This is a genomic window from Rhodanobacter hydrolyticus, from assembly GCF_044904645.1.
In genome coordinates, this window is sequence record NZ_JADIKK010000007.1 from 348,247 (window position 1) to 367,974 (window position 19,728).

18 protein-coding genes are annotated in these 19,728 nt (G+C 61.8%); 9 read left to right on the top strand and 9 right to left on the bottom strand.

What is annotated here, in order from left to right; translation table 11 throughout:
• Positions 1-78: 78 nt before the first annotated feature.
• Positions 79-1,059: a zinc-dependent alcohol dehydrogenase family protein gene (locus ISP25_RS01660; RefSeq protein WP_404611847.1), complete on the top strand. Its 981-nt coding sequence runs from the start codon at positions 79-81 to the stop codon at positions 1,057-1,059.
• 144 nt (positions 1,060-1,203) lie between these two features.
• A complete protein-coding gene (locus ISP25_RS01665; protein ID WP_192157425.1) occupies positions 1,204-1,506 on the top strand; it encodes a tautomerase family protein in 303 nt (100 codons plus the stop codon).
• Between the two features lie 61 nt (positions 1,507-1,567).
• Here the strand turns inward: ISP25_RS01665 and ISP25_RS01670 are convergent, their stop codons facing one another.
• The 3 genes from ISP25_RS01670 to ISP25_RS01680 all read right to left on the bottom strand — a co-directional run bounded on the left by ISP25_RS01670 (position 1,568) and on the right by ISP25_RS01680 (position 3,224).
• On the bottom strand, positions 1,568-2,200 hold the full coding sequence (locus tag ISP25_RS01670; protein WP_192157423.1) for a response regulator transcription factor: 633 nt from the start codon (positions 2,198-2,200) through the stop codon (positions 1,568-1,570).
• Positions 2,201-2,226: 26 nt separating this feature from the next.
• The gene (locus ISP25_RS01675; protein WP_192157421.1) at positions 2,227-2,538 is read right to left on the bottom strand and encodes a hypothetical protein; all 312 of its coding nucleotides are present in this window, start codon (positions 2,536-2,538) and stop codon (positions 2,227-2,229) included.
• Positions 2,539-2,660: 122 nt separating this feature from the next.
• Positions 2,661-3,224, bottom strand: a complete 564-nt coding sequence (locus ISP25_RS01680; protein WP_404611850.1) for a helix-turn-helix domain-containing protein — start codon at positions 3,222-3,224, stop codon at positions 2,661-2,663.
• 483 nt (positions 3,225-3,707) lie between these two features.
• On the opposite strand from ISP25_RS01680, the gene ISP25_RS01685 reads away from it, so the two are divergent.
• Positions 3,708-4,244 carry a helix-turn-helix transcriptional regulator gene (locus ISP25_RS01685; protein ID WP_404611851.1) on the top strand — a complete coding sequence of 179 codons (537 nt, stop codon included), beginning with the start codon at positions 3,708-3,710 and terminating at the stop codon, positions 4,242-4,244.
• A 243-nt stretch (positions 4,245-4,487) separates the two neighbouring features.
• Positions 4,488-5,306, top strand: coding sequence for an SDR family NAD(P)-dependent oxidoreductase (locus ISP25_RS01690; protein WP_404611853.1), 819 nt, complete (start codon positions 4,488-4,490; stop codon positions 5,304-5,306).
• A gap of 370 nt (positions 5,307-5,676) precedes the next feature.
• Here the strand turns inward: ISP25_RS01690 and ISP25_RS01695 are convergent, their stop codons facing one another.
• Positions 5,677-6,699 (bottom strand): hypothetical protein, encoded by a 1,023-nt coding sequence (locus tag ISP25_RS01695; protein WP_404611855.1) that lies wholly within the window; start codon positions 6,697-6,699, stop codon positions 5,677-5,679.
• Positions 6,700-6,723: 24 nt separating this feature from the next.
• Between ISP25_RS01695 and ISP25_RS01700 the strand changes: the two genes are divergently transcribed.
• Together ISP25_RS01700 and ISP25_RS01705 are read left to right on the top strand one after the other, a co-directional pair.
• Entirely contained in the window at positions 6,724-7,383 is a 660-nt protein-coding gene (locus ISP25_RS01700; protein ID WP_404611857.1) for an ECF-type sigma factor, read from the top strand.
• A gap of 63 nt (positions 7,384-7,446) precedes the next feature.
• Entirely contained in the window at positions 7,447-10,278 is a 2,832-nt protein-coding gene (locus ISP25_RS01705; protein ID WP_404611859.1) for a protein kinase domain-containing protein, read from the top strand.
• Position 10,279: 1 nt separating this feature from the next.
• On the opposite strand, the gene ISP25_RS01710 is transcribed toward ISP25_RS01705, so the two are convergent.
• Positions 10,280-10,813, bottom strand: coding sequence for a hypothetical protein (locus ISP25_RS01710; protein ID WP_404611860.1), 534 nt, complete (start codon positions 10,811-10,813; stop codon positions 10,280-10,282).
• Positions 10,814-10,896: 83 nt separating this feature from the next.
• Between ISP25_RS01710 and ISP25_RS01715 the strand changes: the two genes are divergently transcribed.
• Both ISP25_RS01715 and ISP25_RS01720 read left to right on the top strand, forming a co-directional pair.
• Positions 10,897-11,730 carry an AraC family transcriptional regulator gene (locus tag ISP25_RS01715; RefSeq protein ID WP_404611862.1) on the top strand — a complete coding sequence of 278 codons (834 nt, stop codon included), beginning with the start codon at positions 10,897-10,899 and terminating at the stop codon, positions 11,728-11,730.
• A 650-nt stretch (positions 11,731-12,380) separates the two neighbouring features.
• Positions 12,381-14,165 carry an ABC transporter ATP-binding protein gene (locus ISP25_RS01720; protein ID WP_404611864.1) on the top strand — a complete coding sequence of 595 codons (1,785 nt, stop codon included), beginning with the start codon at positions 12,381-12,383 and terminating at the stop codon, positions 14,163-14,165.
• Positions 14,166-14,329: 164 nt separating this feature from the next.
• Here the strand turns inward: ISP25_RS01720 and ISP25_RS01725 are convergent, their stop codons facing one another.
• From ISP25_RS01725 to ISP25_RS01740, 4 genes are all read right to left on the bottom strand, one after another.
• A complete protein-coding gene (locus ISP25_RS01725; protein WP_404611866.1) occupies positions 14,330-15,334 on the bottom strand; it encodes an AraC family transcriptional regulator in 1,005 nt (334 codons plus the stop codon).
• A 1-nt stretch (position 15,335) separates the two neighbouring features.
• Complete coding sequence (locus ISP25_RS01730) at positions 15,336-16,133, bottom strand: oxidoreductase (protein ID WP_404611868.1); 798 nt, start codon at positions 16,131-16,133, stop codon at positions 15,336-15,338.
• 276 nt (positions 16,134-16,409) lie between these two features.
• On the bottom strand, positions 16,410-17,102 hold the full coding sequence (locus ISP25_RS01735) for a hypothetical protein (protein ID WP_404611869.1): 693 nt from the start codon (positions 17,100-17,102) through the stop codon (positions 16,410-16,412).
• Positions 17,099-18,001 carry a DMT family transporter gene (locus ISP25_RS01740; protein WP_404611871.1) on the bottom strand — a complete coding sequence of 301 codons (903 nt, stop codon included), beginning with the start codon at positions 17,999-18,001 and terminating at the stop codon, positions 17,099-17,101. The genes ISP25_RS01735 and ISP25_RS01740 overlap by 4 nt, the downstream gene beginning before the upstream one ends.
• A gap of 106 nt (positions 18,002-18,107) precedes the next feature.
• Here ISP25_RS01740 and ISP25_RS01745 point away from each other — a divergent pair, with 106 nt between their 5' ends.
• Complete coding sequence (locus tag ISP25_RS01745) at positions 18,108-19,532, top strand: aminotransferase-like domain-containing protein (RefSeq protein ID WP_404612080.1); 1,425 nt, start codon at positions 18,108-18,110, stop codon at positions 19,530-19,532.
• Positions 19,533-19,728: the final 196 nt, after the last annotated feature.

The following is a 19,728-nucleotide window of genomic DNA, read 5'->3' on the forward strand; positions in this document are numbered from 1 at the left end:
TATCGGCCAAGGATGGCCGGTACGACACTCCAGAAATACACCATCAACCTGGGCTTCACCATGGCAAACGAGATGTCCATGCGAGCGGCGGTGCTCGAGCAGCACAACGCACCGTTCAAACACGCGCAGATCGCCCGGCCGACCATCGCGCCCGGGCATGTGCTGGTCCGGGTCAGGGCAAGCGGCGTCAATCCGCTGGACCTGAAGATCCGCGCCGGAATGGCGGCCCATGCCAAGCATCCGCTCCCGGCCATCCTCGGCATCGATATGGCCGGGGTTGTCGAGGCGCTCGGCGAAGGCGTGGCGTCCTTCAATGTGGGCGACGAGGTCTACGGCATGACCGGCGGCGTCGGCAACGTGCAGGGCTCGCTCGCGCAATACGCCGTGGTCGATGCGCGCCTGCTGTCCGTCAAGCCGAAATCGCTGAGCCTGCGACAGGCAGCCTCCATGCCGCTGGTCTACATCACGGCATGGGAAGGCCTGATGGATCGCGCAAACGTGCGCGAGGGGCAATCGGTGCTCGTGCAAGGCGGCGCCGGCGGTGTGGGCAATGCGGCAGTCCAGCTTGCCAGGGCCGTGGGGGCACGCGTGTTTGCCACCGGCTCGCCGGGCAGCGCGGACATCATCCGTCATTACGGCGCCATCCCGATCGACTACACCAGCGCCACCGTCGACGAGTACGTGGCCCGACACACCGACGAGGTGGGCTTCGATCTGGTGTACGACACCGTCGGCGGCAGCAGCCTGGACGCTTCATTTTCCGCCGTGCGCCGGTTTGGGCACGTGGTGAGCTCGCTGGGATGGGGCAGCCACGCATTGGCGCCGCTTTCATTTCGCGCCGCGACCTATTCCGGGGTTTTTACGCTGCTTCCCTTGCTGAGCGGACAAGGCCGCGAGCATCACGGGGAGATCCTTCGTGAAATCGCCAAACTGGTCGACGCAGGGAAAATTCACCCACGCGTCGACGAACACCGCTTCGGCCTGGACAGCGTGCACGACGCACACGCTCTGCAGGAAAGCGGCAAAGCCGCTGGAAAGATCGTGGTCGACATCGACTGACATTCGGGGAGCCGGCTCTTCGGGCACCTCGCCGTCGGCCGCCCCGCGAATGAAGCGTAGCTGCGTAGAGATACCGCACACCTGCTCCACTCTGCCCTGGGGAAGCCTGGCGGCATCCGTTATCCAACCACAGGGGTAAATTCCATGCCGTTCGTCAACGTAAAGCTCGTCGATGGTGTGTTCACCAGCGAAGAAAAGCATGCCATGGCCAAGGACCTCACCGACGTGATGGTGAAGTACGAGGGATCCGAGGCCTTTCGCGAGGTCGTATGGGTGCTGATCGAAGAGCTCCACACGGATGGCTGGCATATCGGAGGCCGCCCATTCGCCGGACCGAAGTCGCTGATGGAAAACCTTGGCAATTCGAAGAAAATCTACGAGATGATCGACGGCAACCCTGCCAGCAGGGAAGAGTTCTCCGCGATCCTTCCGCCGCACAAAAAATAGGCGCATGCGCACCTGGCCTCGCTGCCGCATCGGAAACAGGCAGCGAGGTTCGCGCCGACGCTCAGCGCTCGATAATGCCCCGCCTTTGGGCAATCTGGACTGCCTGCGTGCGCGAGATCGCGCCAAGCTTGCCCAGGATGTTTTTCATGTGGACCTTGACTGTCGCTTCGGAGATGCGTAGCAGCTCCGCCACGTTGCGGTTGGGCAGTCCGCTGGCAACGTGCTTCAGGACCGTGGTTTCCCGCGAAGTGAGGTCCTCGTCGATGGCGTGGTCGGCAATCGCGGCCGCTATCTCGCGCGGGATCACTCTCTTGCCGGAATGCATGGTCCGGATGGTATCGATCAGGTCGTGCCGCACCGAGCTCTTGAGGAGATAGCCGCGCGCTCCCGCCTTCATGGTGCGGAGCGCCTGCGCGTCGCCGCGAAACGTCGTCAACACCAGGATGACGACGGCAGGAAATTCCTCGTGCAGGGTGCGGATGGCTTCTTCACCCGACATGCCCGGCAGCTCCAGGTCCATCAACACGATGTCCGGCCGGTGTTTGCGGTATTGCTCGATCGCCTCTTCGCCTGATCCCGCGGTCGCGACGAGCTTCATGTCCGGCTCGATCTCGAGCACCGCGGCAAGACCATCCAGCATGATCGGATGGTCGTCGACCGCGAGGATGCAGATGATCGGATCAGGCGAGCTCATGGCAATTCCCCACTTGACGTCCAAGACTAGTCGGGGGCATCCGGTTTGCTATCCCGCCCTTTGTTTTCACGCCGATGTTGCGCCCGATCGAGACCTTTTTCCAGCCATTGCTCCGCCCGATCCAAGGCCTCGGCCAGCTCCTTACGGATGGGGTGGGCCGGCGGCAATCGACGTGCGATGGCTTCGAAGCGAAGCAGCATGCCCTGCCCGGACTGAAGCAGGGACTCCTGTTCCGCGTTGGCCTCGCATTTCAGCGCAGCCTGCTCGGCGCGCGATTGTGCCTCAAGCCGCGCGTGCCGGCGCCGCCAGCGGATCAGTGCCCCAAGCATCAGCAGCATTCCCAGAGCACCCAGCAGACTCGCTACAACCCACCACGCCCCAGGACAGGTCCACGTAATGGCATGCATGCTGATACTCCTCTCGCTCCCGTGCTTGATACCTCTCGCCACTCAAATCGGGATCACCCGGAAGTGGTAGCCGACGTGCTTTCCGGCCAATGGCCGCGCATCGCCGCACGATCCCGGCAACGGTAGGCACCGGGGCTCAGGCCCAGTGTTTTCAGAAACACATGACTCATGTGGCTCTGATCGCAGAAGCCGCATTCGGCGGCAACAGCCGCCAGACTTCGACTGGCGTCGCGCAACAGCTGCTGCGCCCGCTCCAGGCGCTGCATCACTATCCATCGGTGGGGGGGCATGCCTACCGAACGCCGAAACGCCTTGCCAAAATGCGATTTCGACAAGCCGCAGGCCGCGGCGACATCGGCAAGCAAGGTCGAGCCGTCCATACCCGAGATCAACATGTTCTTGGCCAGTGTTGCTTGCCAGGGGCGCAAGCCCCCACTTTCTGTTTGGGAGTCGCCGGCGACGGCGTGGGCCTGTCGCAGGGAACACAAGGCAGTCACCAGGTGGCGGACGAAGGGTTCGGCGCCACGGCATCCTTGCGTCAAAGCCGCCAGGATGGCGCTGCCGAGCACACGCTCCGCGCCTATTTCCTGCACGTCAGGCGGCAGCTTGCGCGCCACCTCGAGGCAGACCGGAACGTGCAGATAAATCGCGCTGCAGGACGAGGCGTCGGCCGGTGTACGCGCGGGGATATAAGCCACCGCCAGGCCACGCGCCGTCCGCGCCACGTTGATGCGGATGGATGGTGCGCCATCCGGCGTCGGGCGCTCCCGCTCCGACGCGGACTCCACAGCTCTCTCGAGACACGAGTAATGCATTGATGACGACCCTCTCCTCAGCCGGTGCAATTGCCGATGGCATGCTGTGCTTCCGTGCATTCATCGCGCCGGCAAAGTTAGGTCAAGGTCTGGACGGCCAAATCGCCGGAAAGATCGAGACAGCGCTACCTCTTCCGGGTAGCCGTGACATGCGGCCGCGCGGATACCACCAAAGTGCTAGTGATGACACCGCTTCGGAGGGATGCCGGCTTCCAACCCGCTTGAGTAAATTGACGCCGCAACTTAGGACGTACCCGATTTGGTCTCCTCGGAGGTTTCGATCCCATGGCTGACGGCAGCGACTTCTACGCCTCTTCCTTGAACGAGGGCGTCATTGCCTCGCTGCATGGGGTGATCCAGGACGCGTCCCGGCATGCTGGGGGCTACGAAGACTTGATCAGACACCTCGAGCTTGCCTGCGCTGCCTTTGAGACCGAGCGGGCCAAACGCCATTCGCTGGTTTTCCGCGAGACGCGTGGCGCGCTAAGTACGCGCCAGTTGGCCGTCGCCAAACACGAGTTGGCAGAGATGGCATTCAGCAGCCATGTGTCGGCCCGGGTAGCCCGGGCCCTGTCGATGTCAACGGGACATTTTTCCCGGCTGTTCAAGGCATCCACCGGACTTTCCGTGCATCAATGGGTCATCGACCTGCGCATGGATCGCGCCAAGACACTGCTGCTCGAAAACTGTGACCCTATCGCAGAGATAGCGCTGTGCTGCGGCTATACGGAGCAATGCCATTTCACCCGTACCTTCACGCGGGAAGTCGGCGTCAGTCCAGGATCATGGCGTCGAATGTTCACCGCCCTTCCCTGCGAGTAAGTCGAGAATCCCTCGCTCGGTCTCGCAGACGGCGCGTGGCCAGCCAGATCCGAATGCCGTCCCGAGGACGATCGGCACCGGATGTCGGCCCACAGCGTACTGCTTCGTCGCTGCGATCCACGGTGCCCACCGGCGCGCGAAATGGGCCCGCGCGGAGCGTGAGAACCGATTGCGTTGAAGTGACGAACCGTTGAGTTGAACTAGCGCGGCGCCCGCCATCCCCAACCCACCATAGGAAATGCCATGTCAACCTGGTTCATCACGGGAATCTCCCGCGGCTTTGGCCGGACCATGACCGAAGAACTGCTCCGCCGCGGACACACCGTCATCGGCACCACGCGAAACGGCAAGGGGCCGTTCGAGCACAACAACCTGCGGGTGTTCCGGATGGACGTGAATGACCCGAGCGAAGTCACCGCCATCATGCAAGCGGCCGTACAGGCCGCAGGGCGCATCGATGTGGTGGTCAACAACGCAGGTTACGGATTGGTAGGCGCCGTCGAGGAAGTGTCAGACGCCGAAGTGGATCACGTCATGGCGACGAATTTCGGCGGCACGCACCGCGTCATCAAAGCCGCGCTGCCCTTTCTTCGGGCCCAGGGCTCCGGGCACATCGTGAATTTCTCTTCCGTTGGCGGCTTCGCGGGGTCGGCAGGATTCGGCATCTACTGCGCCTCGAAATTTGCCGTGGAAGGCATGTCCGAAGCGCTGGCGATAGAGCTGAAGCCGTTGGGCATCAACGTCACCATCGTCGAGCCAGGCTATTTCCGCACCGAATTTCTTTCGCGCGACTCGGCCGTCGTAGCCGCCACACACATTTCGGCATATGCCGACACGGCGGGTTTGACGCGCAGCAATGTCAGTGTGGTGGACGGACGTCAGGCGGGCGACCCGGTCAAGGGCGTCGCCGTGATCATCGATGCCGTGGAATCAGGCAAGCCGCCCTTTCGTCTTCCGCTGGGCGCAGACAGCATTGCCCGTATTGAACAGAAGATGGCCCAAGTGCAAGCCGACATCGCGGCTTGGCGCGATCGAACGACCGCGACAGCGTTTGATGACTGACGAACGCCATGCGGAAGCAGGCGAGGCGCAGCTCCGTGACTTCAGATTGGAGTGCATTCGCGCATCAAGAATCGCCTAGGACCCGCCTGCACACGTACCCTCGATAACGGTCGCTAATCATTAACTCCACGCAGGTAGCTAGATTGCGAGCACAAGACATCGCTTGCCACTTTCGTGATCAGTCTCTCTGATGAAAGTTTTACGAACCACAAGGCAACCGCGTCTACCTCCCCACTTTCTTTGCGGGAGGTAGACGCCATAGTTGTCACCGCATACGTGCTCCGAACCCAACCAGTCACCTCTGGCTGGCCTAGGATCGGCCTTAGCCGTCTGATATCGAAAGCGTGCAGATCCGGTAAGACGGGCCGATTTAGGGCGTGGCAACGAACCCATGCCGCGTGCCGGCATTGTCGAAGTACTCCCCTGCGATCACGCCGAGATTGTTGATGGCAGTCGCGAGGGTTGCTGCAGCTCCAGGCACGTCCAGGTTCTGAAACTGCCCTCGCGTTTCAATGAAACCATGGATATCGCCGGAAGCGTCTACGTAATAGCCGACGGCCTGCCCTGCGTCGTTGATCTCGAAGATGACCGTGGCTGCGGCACCCGGCACGTCGATTGTCGAGAACTGCCCATCTGCACTGCGGTAGAAGCCGTGCGTCTGGTCTGGATCCGTATCCCAATAGCCGACGATCTCGCCTTTGTCGTTGATGCCGAGCGGATAGGTTTCGCGTGCGCCGGCCACATCGATGGGTGTGTCGTGCCCCCCTTCACGAAGTACGCCATGGTAGGTTCCGTCGGCATCCCAGTACACGCCGGCTATCGCACCGAACAGATTGACTTGGTCCACATTCGAGTTGAGATGACCCGGAAAGTCGACTGTGGAGAAATGCCCGCGCTGAATCAGGAAGCCGTGCTGAAGTCCCGTTGCATCCGCATAGGCGCCAAACGTCGTACCGAAGTCGGTGGGCCCCCCGGCGGCGCTGAAATAGTCACCCAATACCCCCGGATCCAGCGGTTCAAAGTGTCCATGGCGATAGACCATGGCGTGAGCTGCGCCAGTGCCCACCGAATATTGACCACTCAGCTCGTTCAGATCGTTGATTCCCCATAAGGTCGTCTGCGACGCGCCCGGGTAGTCGAACGTCTGATAGCTGTAGGTCCTCGAACCGCTTGTCGAATCAGCGGCCGATGTACCATGCCGGCAAGGGGCCATGGCGGCGGCGTCCTGTACACGGGCGTGGGCATCGGCACAGGCAGCCGCTATCGTGGTGGGTGCAAATGGGGTTGTATCGTTTTCGGTGCTTGTCGCAGCGCTGCTGGAGCCGGCAAAGACCAGGGTGAGCAGACCGGCCGCCGCGATGAACCGGTTACGTGAAGAGTGATGGCTTGACATGACTTCAATCCTTGTTTTGGGGAGATGGGCGATGGCGTGCCGACAGCTTGCGGTCACCTCGAATGGCGCCATCCCTCCTTACAGCGCAAATGGCTCGCCTCTTCCGACATGGCCGGAACACTTCCCGGTAACAGGCCAATAGCGCACATGACCACCGAGGCCCGAATCAGTGAAATTCTTGCGGACGGCGATCCGGTTGCTATGGATGCGCTGATCCCGCAGGTCTATGCCACGCTGCGCCAGCTTGCGCACCGGCAACGGGCGTACGAAGCCGCACACACGCTACAGACGACTGCGCTGGTCAACGAAGCCTGCCTGAAGTTGCTTGACAGCAGCGGCACCACCTTCGCGGATCAAGCGCACTTGTATGCGTACATGAGCCGCACGATGCGTCACCTCCTGATCGACCGCGCAAGGCGGAAGATGGCGCAGAAACGGCAAGCACCCGAGATGACGGAGGGCGTGTCGCCATCGAACATCATCGACGTACTGGCACTCGACGAGGCTTTGACGAAGCTCGCGGCGTTGGATGAGCGTCTTGCACGCGTTGCCGAGCTGCGATTGTTCGCCGAGCTTTCGAGCCCGGAAATTGCCGACGCCATCGGCGTCAATGCGCGTACTGTCGAACGCGACTGGTTGAAGGCGCGCACGTTTCTTGCAGCCTGCCTGGCTCCGGAAGTATGAGGCGATGTCGGTAGTCGCCACTCGATTGCGCTATATGGGCATATAACCGACTAGAAGCCGCCGATGAGCATCGACTTCATCCAGCGATGGCACGAGGCCGAGCCGCTGCTCGACCGTCTATTGGAGTTGCCTGCTACCGAACAGGCCGATTGGTTATGCAGAAACTGCGAAGACGCGACGCTCCGCGTGCTCGTTACACAGGCCCTCAGTCAGGTACCCATCGCGGAGGTGCTCGAGCGAGGCGTGGCGCAATGGATGCCGGCGTCGGTTGGCTACTCGGCCGATAACCTGCCTGTCATTCCCGGTTACCGTCTGCTTCGGTTCGTGGGTGCCGGCGGCATGGCCAGCGTATTCGAGGCAGAGCGCGAGCTACCAGGCGCCCCCCAGAAGGTCGCCCTCAAGCTGTTGCGTATCGATGTCCACGATGCCGAAGAGCAGAGACGCTTCCTTCGTGAGCAGAGCATCCTTGCGCGACTCCAGCATCCACACATTGCTCAGCTGCTCGACGCTGGATTCACACCAACCGGCACACCGTTCCTGGCACTTGAATTTGTTGCAAGCGGCAACCTTGTCCAATATTGCGAAAAGCGCGGCATCGACGTGCGAGGACGCCTCGCGCTGTTTATAGACGTGTCCAAGGCCGTCGAACATGCACATCGCAGCCTGATCGTGCATCGCGACCTTAAGCCAAGTAACGTGCTCATTGGCGAGGATGGCTGCGTCAAGCTCGTCGATTTCGGCATCGCCAAGCTCATCGCCGGCGAAGGTGAGAGTGTGCAGACGCGCACCGAAATGCGACGTCTGACACGCGCATATGCGGCGCCGGAACAAATCATCGGCCACGCCACGACAACCTTGGTCGATGTGTACGCACTCGGTGTTCTGTTGGCTGAGATTCTATCGGGTCTTCAACCACGCAGACTTGACAACTACGTCGTTGCGGCGACGCCGGTATTCGACGATGGGCAATTGCGGCAAAGGTTGGGCGTCGACCTTTACGCGGTCGTGCACGAAGCGACACGGCCGGACCCCACTCGCCGTTATGCGAGCGCTGCGGCACTGCGTGAGGATATCGAGCGCTACCTCGATGGCAAACCGTTGCATGCCAGGGCGGATACTTTTGCGTATCGCGCGCTCACTTTCACAAAGCGACATGCTCTGGCTGTCTCCGCCAGCATCGTCATGGTAATGCTGCTCGCCGGCGCAACAGCAGCCGGCCTGTATGAATCGTACCTGGCGCGCCATGCCGCCAAGGATGCGCACGCGCAAGCACTCGCGGCCCAAAGCGAGGCGCAACGCGAGGATGCGCTCAAATCGTTCATGGAAGGTCTTTTCGACAATGTGTCGCATGGGGCAGAGGCGAGTGCCGAGGTCTTGCTCGCGCAAGGACGGGATCGCGCCGATCATGATTTCGCGAAACAACCCGCGCTTCATGTTGAAATTCTTGCATTGATCGGTGACCTCGAGCGGCGTAGTGGTCACGCGGATCGTGCGCAACAACCGCTCGAAGAAGCGGCGTCACTGGCACAAGCACAGTTTGGCGCTACTGACAGACGAACCTTGCATGTCGAATACCTGCTCGCCGAAGAAGCCGATGAACTCGGTCACGTTCGCAGCGGCAGATTGCGTTTGCAGAACGCAATAGAGGCGTTCCAGTCCGGCCCCGACCACAACTCGCCGGAAGAAGTGCAGGCTCTTGCGTGGCTTGCCGGTCTTGACGAACGTCTGGGCGAGTCGGAAAAAGCTATCGATATCGGCACGAAGTCCGTTGCGCTCGCGCACCGGATACTTCCAACCGGCAGTGATGCCCTGACCGAGGCAATAACGAACCTGGGCTGGATATGGATGGACGCCGGCCACCCTGACCGAGCTGAGCCATTGTTGCGCGAGGCACTCGCGCGCAAGCGCGCTCGATTCGGCGCCAGGCATCCGCAGGTCGCTGATGCAATGACGCTTCTTACAACGGCGCTGCTCCCGCTTGGCCGCTATGGCGAGAGCGAAATGCTCATGCGCTCTGCCCTCGGCATTGACGAAAGCGCATACGCAAGTCCCAATGCCCATGTCGCCGGCGACCTCAACAACCTTGCGAATGTCCTCGTACGCGAAGGCAAATTTTCCGAGGCAGGCGCATTCTATGAAAAATCACTGGAGCTCGATGGAAAGCTCGCAGCGGCATCATCGCTGGGCGAGGCCATAACGCTAGGCCACCTGGCGCATGTCCGCTTCAGTCAGGGTTCTTACGCAGATGCAGAGACGGGCTTGCGCGATGCCATCAACCGGAAGCAGCGTCTCCTTGGTAAGGATTACGGCGACAACGGTCAAAGCGGCGATAGCGCGAGCCTGGCGGAAATCCTTATGGCGCGCGGGCGGATCGGCGAAGCCAAGGGAATGGCCAGCCACGCATTTGCGGAATCAAGGCAGCGCCATCGTGGTGCGCATCCAGATGTCGCGTTCGCGCTTACCGTAGAGGCAGAGATTGCCGCAGCAGGCGGTGCCCGCGAACGTGCTGCCACCTTCGCTAGCGAAGCTGCCGCGATGTATGCCGCACTTGCGGATCAAAGTTCGGAAAATGCTATCAGGGCACGCATTCTGTACGGTGAAACACTCCGATCGCTCGGCCATTGCATGGAAGCAAAGCGGGAATTTGAAGGTGCGTTCGCGGCAGCCAACATGATCACGCCGAAGAAGGCCTCGCTTATCGCGCACATCGATGCGGACCTCGCTGGCACGGAAGCTTTGCTGGGTGATCGAACTGCAGCCGAGCGGTTACACACGGAGGCAGAGACATTGCTCGCAGGAATTGGCAATGAGCAGAATAGTGAGCGCGACGCGACGATCCGCATACTCGCAGCCAATCGTGAGCCACCGATCAGATTCGCATATTTGCCACTGTAGATCAGGGCTTGGCACGCGAATATTCGCCGAGGAAAGCCATTGACCACGTAGAACCGTGGTCGGTGGATTTCTCCCATGTCTGCTCGACTTTATTGGCGCTGATGCGAACGATCCTTACGCGGTTAAGCACCATGGTGCCATCTGCTCCGGTGCTGGGGCCTGTGAATTCCGCCTCGCCTGGCGAGGCTTTCCCATCCGTGAACACGTGCACGCGTCCTTCGTTGTCGACAAACAAACCGTGCCAGCTTTTGTCGTCGGCGCTGTAGGCGAACATGTTTTCGCCACGGTGGCCGCGCCCGCCGTCCCAGCTTTCGATCACCATGCATTGGTCGAGGGTTAGGGATACCCGGCTGCGTGACGCCGGTGACGATCCGGCTGCACCGACGTCCCAATTGCCCAGCCAAAAATCCAGTTGGCGGCTTGCGCTGTCGGAAGCACATGATGGGGCCGCCGTCGTGCCGAATACATGCGGCGCCAAACAGAACATCAGGGCCGCCATGGTGACGGAAGCAAAGTTGCGCGCTTGCTTTGCCATAAAGTGCTCTCCTCTGGTTGGGGGCGAATGGATGCCAGCATAGTCATCGCCGGGCGTCGGAAATTTCGATAACATGCCAATAAATGTCGAAAAATCGACAAGCTGCCGTATTCGACCACCTTGTGGGCCACGGTGATGCCATCGTGACGCTCACGCGCAACTACGCCGTAAACCACGTCATTTCGCTGCACTTTCACGATCGGGATCAGTTGGTCTACGCCACACGTGGCGTCATGACCGTGCAAACTGAAGAAGGCACCTGGGTCGTACCCACGCATCGCGGCGTCTGGATACCTAAGAGCATTGTGCACACGATCACCATGTCAGGACCGGTCGCCATGCGCACGCTTTATCTCAAGCCGCGCATGGCGAAGGACTTGCCTCGATCATGTTGCGTGATAAACATTTCACCGCTGCTGAAAGAGCTGATTGTCGAAGCATGTGCGGCGGGCACACTCACGAACCGTGTGCTCAGGCAGCGACATCTGGTCGACGTGATCGTCGATCAGTTGCGGGTTGTGCAAGCGGTGCCGTTGCAGCTTCCCAGTGTTTCGGACCCACGCGCCAAACGTGTGGTTGAAGCCTTGTCGGCGGATCCCGGCAATCGTCGATCGCTGGCGCACATCTGCGAAACCAGTGGCGCCAGCCGCCGGACCATCGAACGGATATTCCAGGAGGAAACTGCGATGACAGTAGGCAAATGGCGCCAGCAGCTGCGCTTGATGCATGCGATGCGCTTGCTTGGCGAAGGGATGAAAGTCACCTACGCCGCACAAGAAGCCGGCTATAACGCCCCGAGCGCGTTTATCGCAGCGTTTCGCAAAATGCTGGGCACCACGCCCACGCTTTATTTTGAAAGAACCGCAGATGAGCACGCCTCTTCGATCCGCCGTTCCCGCGCCCAGCGATCACGATAGCTTGTGAGGAGCTATAGCCTTCGGGACCTTCGGCCATGAGCAGTCGCGCAAGAAGTCCACTTCGGTGTGTCCCTGCGAGACGGCCATATCGATTGACCTGCTTCAATCGATTACCAAGGCTTAGCCCTTCGGCAATGGGCGCAGGTTGGTTGCCCTCCCCTGCGCTCGGTTAGCCGGAAATCCGATCCCAGATCGCGTCTGAATCAACATCGGCGAGGATGTCGTAGCCCGTTTTCCCGTCGAAGTGCTCCTACGACGCCCCCCGTTTTCAGTAGTGCAGGATTTGGAGCTCGGGTTTCGTCATAGTGGTTGGCGAGGCTGGTTGCCCGGTACGGGCGACTGCCCCGCCCTTGAGGGATTCCTTGGCCGTTGCTCGTCGTTTTCTCCCCGCCATGGTGAGGCTCAGACGATCCAAGATACCCGCGATAACCCTTCCCAATCGCAAAACATACCTAACTGCAGACTATTCGGTACATTGCCAGGCAGTGGCCCTGCCGCATGTTCAATCACACGCCCAAGCTTGCCTGAGGCGACACGGCCCCCATCTCGAGAGCTTCGCGCCCCGTCACGCGCTTCATGACACCTCCCCTGTGCCGCCTCACGCAGCCCCTGCCGCTCCACCGAAAGAACTCGCCCGCAGTTTTCTGGGCGTGTTCCGGTACAGCGGGCGTGCGCTGGAACTGGTCTGGAGCACCAGCCGCGCGCTGACCATCGCACTGGCCCTGCTCACTCTCATTGCCGGCCTGCTACCGGCTGGCATTGCCTACGTTGGCGCACACATCGTCGACGCCGTGCTCGGTGCCAGCAAGTTGTGGGCAGCACACGGGACAGCCCCGCTGCGATCGGTATTCGAATGGGTGGTGCTGGAGGGCGTGCTGGTGGCGGCGATGGCCGGTGCGCAGCGCGGCCTGTCGTTGTGCCAGTCGCTGCTGCGTGCGCAACTGGGCCAACGCGTCAATGTGTTGATCCTGGAAAAGGCGCTGACGCTCGAACTGGCGCACTTCGAGGATTCGGAGTTCTACGACAAGCTCACCCGCGCGCGACGCGAGGCGTCGAGTCGGCCGCTGTCGCTGATCACCCGAACATTCGGCTTGGGCCAGAACGCGATCTCGCTGCTCAGCTACGGCAGCCTGCTGTTCCGGTTTTCGCCATGGGCGGTAGCGGTGCTGCTGCTGGCCGGCTTGCCGTCATTCTTCGCCGAGACGAAATTCTCCGGCGACGCGTTCCGGCTGTTCCGCTGGCGCTCTCCGGAAACACGCATGCAGCTGTATCTGGAAACCGTGCTGGCGCGCGAGGACCACGCCAAGGAAGTGAAGCTGTTTGGCCTTGGCCCCTTGTTCCTGCAGCGCTATCGCGACATCTTCCACATGTTGTATCGCGCCGATCGCGATCTGGCCGTGCGTCGCGACAGTTGGGGCTTCGGCCTGGGCCTGCTCGGCACGTTTGCGCTATACGGCGCCTACGCATGGATCGCCGCCAGCACCGTGATGGCGCGCATCACCCTGGGCCAGATGACGATGTACCTGTCGCTGTTCCGTCAGGGCCAGTCGGCGGTGTCGGCGATGCTGTCGGCGATCGGCGGCATGTACGAAGACAACCTCTACCTGTCCACGCTGTACGAGTATCTGGAAACGCCCGTGCCCGCAGCCACCGGCACCGTGCGGCATGGCGCCACACCCGAGGACGGCATCCGCTTCGAGCGGGTCAGTTTCACCTACCCTGGCGCCGGCGAACCGGCACTGCGCGACATCGACCTGCATATCCGTCCCGGCGAATCGTTGGCCCTGGTAGGCCAGAACGGTTCGGGCAAGACCACCCTGATCAAGCTGCTCACTCGCCTGTACTCGCCTGACAGTGGCCGCATCCTGCTCGACGGCACCGATCTGCGCGAGTGGGATGAATCCGTCCTGCTGCAGCGCATCGGGGTGATCTTCCAGGACTTCGCCCGCTATCAGATGCGCGTGGGTGAGAACGTCGGCGCTGGCGATGTCACCCATTTCAATGACGAAGCGCGCTGGCGCGAAGCCAGCGACAAGGGCATGGCCAGCGACTTCATCGACAGCCTGCCGGCAGGCTTCGAGACGCCACTGGGCAAATGGTTCAACGACGGGCGCGAGCTGTCCGGCGGGCAATGGCAGAAGATCGCCCTGGCCCGCGCCTTCATGCGCTCACGCGCCGACATCCTGGTGCTGGATGAACCCACCGCCGCGATGGACGCGCAAGCCGAAGCCACCATATTCGAACACTTCCGCGAGCTCTCCGGCGGCCGTATCGCCATCCTCATATCGCACCGCTTCTCCACGGTGCGCATGGCCGACCAGATCATCGTGATCCAGGACGGCCGCATCATCGAGCGTGGCAATCATGCGCAGTTGATGGCCGAGGAAGGCCACTACGCACATCTGTTCTCGTTGCAGGCACAGGGATATCGGTAAGCTGTCACTTGGCAAGTCGTGGCAAGCCGTAACGACCGGCGACTTGGCAGGCAAACCTCGAAAAACCTCCCACGCTGTCATTCCCGCGTAGACAGGTGGTGAAGCTCCCGCTCTGAGTAGCGGACGGATTTAGCAGACTTCTTGAGAAGACGACGTCGGCTCTGTCAATGAGCAAACCTTCGCGTTGCTTCAGGGGTCGTTCCCGTCCAGTCCTGGAAGGCGCGGAAGAACGAGTTGGGATCCTCGAAGCCGAGCAGGAATCCGATCTCTCCGGCGGAGAGTTCGGTCTGCATCAGGTAGTGCCGGGCAAGCGCCTCGCGGGTGCCGTTGATCAGGGAACGGTAGTTCTCGCCTTCCTCCTCCAGTCGGCGCTGCAATGTCCGCTTGCTCATCGAAAGGCGAGCAGCGACCGCTTCGATCCCCGATTGCCCGCCCGGTAGCAACTCAAGCAGTGCCGAGCGAACGCGCTCGGCGGTGCTGGCATTGCCGTCGAGTTCGCCCAAGCGCTTGCGCAGATCGGGTTCGAACACCTGCCACATCGCATCGTTGGCGGTGAGGAACGGCCGCTTTGCATCGGCGGCCGTGAATCCGATGCTTGCGGCAGCGCCTTGTCGAGGCGCCACGCCAAAGAACTTTGCGTAAGCCTTGGCCTGCGCGACGGCCGGAAGCTGCGGCATGATCACACGCAGTGCCGCGACGGGTTCGCGCGTGGCCAGACGCGCAAGCCGCAACAGGAATGCAAGCTCGCTGGCCACCACTACGAACGGCACCTGCGATTGCGCCTCCAGCCAATGCGGCGTCAGGGTCAGCGTGCCATCGCGGCCCACGTCCACCGTCAGGCTCATCGGCGCGATCAGCTTCTTGTATGTCGAAAGCCGCTGCCCCGCCTGCAGCAGGTTCGCGCTGCAAAGCGCCGCGAAAATCGGCGGACTGAAAGACTCGGCCTGGATCGCCTCCACCAGGCGCAGCGGCAGCAACGGGTCACCTGCTTCGGCCTGCAGGCTCTCCCAGAAGCGGAAATACTCCGCCGTGGTCAGACCGCTGTTGGGGCGTGCCAACAGTTCCTCCGTAAGGCCGGCGCGGCGCAACAGGGTATCGCTGCGGATACCCAGATCCTTCAGTAACGGACGCCAGCCTGGATCGACCGGAAAGGTGCTGTTGCGTGCCATGTCAGCGGAACTGGCTCATGATCAGGCGATCATAGACGCGGTCGCCAAAGTATTTGCGCACGAACATCAGGGGCCGCGCCAGGTTGCCGGCCACGTAGCGTGTCTTCGGGCGACGCGCCTGCACGGCACGGCTAATGGCCTCTGCCACGACGCTCGGTTGCGACATCGGCGCCTTGGATCCGGCGATGGCGTGCGCCAGCTTGCCATAGGGGCCACCCCCAGAGCGATCCAGCATCGGCCGGGTCATCACATCACCGAACTCCGTGGCAATGATGCCCGGCTCGATCACCACCACGTCGATGCCAAATGGCTCCAGCTCGATCCGCAGCGCATCGCTCCAGCCTTCTACCGCGTGCTTGGTCGCGTGATACCAGGCACCCAGCGGGGTGTAGATCTTGCCGCCCATCGACGAGACGTTGACGATGGTCCCGCGCCCTCGCTCTCGCATTGCCGGGATCAGCAACTGGGTCAGGCGTGCCAGACCGAACAGATTGACCTCGAACTGCGCCCGCGCATCGTCCAGCGCGGTCTCCTCGACCGAACCGTAGATGGCGTAGCCGGCATTGTTGACCAGTACGTCCAACGCGCCGTGCTTCTTCTGGATACGCTCGACCACGGCTGCAACGTCGGTCTCCTGGGTAATGTCCATGCGAAGCGGGATTGCACCCTGTGCCTCCAAATCCTGCATGGCCTCCACGCGCCGCGCCGCGACGTAAACCGTATGACCCTGCTGCAACAGGCTACGTGCGGTGGCGTTGCCGATGCCGGACGATGCACCGGTGACGAGGATGATGCTCATGGCTGGAACCTTGGGCTGCGCCCGTTGGGAATGTGATGCCACTTTGAGCTGCATCACGCGCCACGAAACTAGCGGACAGCGCCAATCCGCTCGCTAAAGGTGCCAGAGCGATCCTAGTCTGGATCACAGCCATTCAGTGTTCAGCCGCCCGGGTTGGGTGGTCGAGAGCGGACGTTCACCCTGCCCCCGATAACACGGGCTAATCGCTTTACCCTGATCGAGCAGCCGGCCCCGCTGCTGGATCAGGTTGCGCCGTTCATCCGTGCTCAAGGAGGCTTAGTGGGCACTCGCAAAGACGAGGCACGCGTCCGGTTTGCCGGAAGCCTCCACCCATACGTGGGTGGTGCTGCGAACGAACTGCTTCGGGACGCCGATGTCTTCGTTTCGCAAGAACGGCGCATACACCATCACGTGAGGTGGATACAGCACCGTCGCCCTCCCCGTTTTCGGGTCCAGCCGCACGAAGTCGCGGGAGAGCATATAGGCGATACCGGGCTTTGCGGGTGGCCGCAAACGTCCGGCGTGATATTCGGCGTCGATCATGCGATCGACATCCGGGCCGGCCGTGCCGCTCGCCATGATTCGCGCGCGTTCGAGGCTTGCCTGGAGCGTGGTGCGCGAACCCTCGGCGTCATAGCAGACCGGCGCGGTCACGTGAGTATCGCGTTCGACGAGGCAGTTGAACCCGTTGTGGCTGGCTCGGACCAGGACGAATCCGGAATGCTCCAGTACATAGACACCGGCGTCCGCCTGCAACTCCTGCGGTGCTGCGCTGAGTGCCATGGTGATTTCCTGGTTCCGGTCGAGCTGCGGAATATCCATGGGTAACGTCTCCGCCATCGCGTTGGTTGCGGACAGCAACAGCGACAGGGTGGTGGCGAAGCCAAGCATGCGATGAATCATCAGATAGCTCTCTTGCAGTGTTGATATTTGAAAGCGCGCAGACAGGTGCGGCCACGATCCGGTCATGTCGCTTTCCATGCGAAGCCAGGCCGCCACTTGAGGTTCACGCCCAGCGTGCCCAGCACGATCAGCAGGACACCCGTCACCTGGACCACTGCAAGACGATGCCCGTACAGCAGATAGTCCAGCAGCAGCGCCACCAACGGATAGATAAACGACACAACGGCGATGGTCGCCACCGGCAGGCGTGGGTAAGTGGAATAGAACAGCACATATACGATGCCGCTATGGATCACCCCAAGGCCCAGCAACCACATCCAGTGAAGCCCCATGTGGAACACGCTGCGGCTGCTGAATCCGGCGAGCATGGCAACGCCGACCCAGCACTGGATCATGACCAGTGCGAACGGACGTTCCTTGCCGACTTGGCGCGACATCAACAGCGATGCACCACATAACAGCGCTGCGAGGAACGCCAATCCGACACCGACGAGATAGGACGATTCGGCATCGCGGAACAGATGGAGAGGGTCACTGGCGCAGACCACTCCGACGAAGGCAAGTGCGGTCCACGCCAGATCGGCGGGCGGCGTACGTTCGCCCTGCATCAACGCGGCGAGGACCAGCATCACGAACGGGTAGCACTGATAGATCAATGTGGCGACACCGATCGACGAGCGCGCCATGCCGCCGAAGAATGCCACCCAGTTGAGTACCAGCAGCACCCCGCTCAGCACCGCGCCACGGAGCAGCGCACGCTCGCGCCACAGTCCCCGCAGATAGCCCTTGGCCAGCCCCCAGCCGAGCAAAAACAAGCCGCCAAACAGACAGCGGTAGAACACTGCGGTAACCGCGTCCTGGTGGCTTTCATGCACGAACACGCCCACCGAGCCGATCAGGCACTCGGCGAACACCAGTTGCAGGACGACACCGCGCGTTTCGTTGGACCGGGATGAGGGAACCATGGTCGGCTGGATCTTCCGGAGCGATGAAAGGCAGCGTAGGACCTTCGATGCGACAGATACAGATTCAGATAGAATCGAAATAGACAAGTACAGATGGGGTGTCCCCTTGCTTCTCTATGAACGCGTTGCGACGGCTCTGCGCACGCAAATCGCTCACGGCACGCTGCGGGCAGGCGAGCGCTTGCCGTCGATTCGGCACCTGGCGCAGGGACACGGTGTCGGTGTCGCCACGGCGGTCCAGGCGTACCTGCAACTGGAGCGCGAAGGCCTCGTTGTTGCACGGCCGCGCTCGGGGTATTTCGTCCGTGCATCGACGACACTGCCGCCGGCACCGCGGCCCGCAAGGAACCGCGCACCGGGCGAAATCAAGAACCCCGCGTTGCTCGATGCCACGGAAGCAGGTGCGCATGGCGCCCTGCTACCGCTGCACAGTGCGACACCAGCCTTCGATCTGCTGCCGCAAGCCGCGCTGAAAGCATCGGTGTCGCGCTGCCTGCGCCGTGCGCCCGCGGCGGTGTTCGATTACGCGCCGGCGCAAGGCCACTTGGCGTTGCGACGCCTGATCGCCCAGCGTTATGCCCAGGTAGGTGCGCCGGTATCGCCCGAGGAAATCGTGATCACCGCCGGTGCGATGGAGGCCATCAACCTGGCGTTGCGCGTGACCACTTCTCCGGGCGACGTGGTGCTGGTGGAAACACCGACTTACCACGGCATCCTTCAGACCGTCGCCGCATTGCATCTGAAGGTGCTGGAAATTCCGAACCTGCCGGGTCGTGGCATCGATGTAGCTCGTCTGGACCACCTGCTGCAGCAGAACGCGGTGCGCGCGGCCGTTCTGGTGCCGAACTTCAACAACCCACTGGGCAGCCTGACGAGCGACGCCGACAAGCAAGCCTTGGTGAGCCGTTGCGCCCGGCACGGCGTCATCATCATCGAGGACGATATCTATGGCGAGCTGGCCTGGTCCGGGCAACGCCCCTCGCCGCTTCGCCGGTGGGACACCCACGGCATCGTGATCAGCTGCGGCTCGTTTTCCAAGATGCTGGCGCCTGGTCTGCGCCTCGGCTGGCTGGCGGGCAACCCGTGGACAGACGCTTTGGTGCGTGCCAAGTTCTTCTCCACCATGGGAGGCACCAGCCTTACCCAGCTGGCCATGTCGGACTACCTGCAGCGCCACGATCTGGAGCGGCATCTTCGCCGCCTTCGCCGAACGCTGGCAGACAACGGGCAGCGCCTGCTGGAAGCGATCGCGCGTTTCTGGCCTGCCGATACGCGTGTATGCGAGCCACAAGGAGGCATGTCGTTGTGGGTGCAGTTGCCCGAGCGCAGCGACAGCCGTGCGCTGTTCGAGGCAGCCTTGTCGAAGGGGATCCGTATCTCGCCTGGCGTGCTGTTTTCCAGCCGTGGCGACTACGTCGATTACGTGAGGCTCAGTTGCGGCCTGGTGTGGGATCAGCGACTGGACCGGGCCATGAAGGAACTCGGCATGTTGGTGGCCAGACTCGGCGGGTCGAAGGTCAAGGCTCCGTAGCCTGCCGCGTCGAGGATCGGAAATTGTTTAGTTGGCACCGACGCCCAATTGGACAATGCCCTTTTGCTTCCACAACCGTATCTGGGCAAGTTGGGTCATGGCGACATCCTTCGATCCAGGAGGGGAGTTTCATCGGGAGAAGCTGGCTCGATACCGGAACCAGAATGAAACGATCGCGATGGATCGCATTGATGCG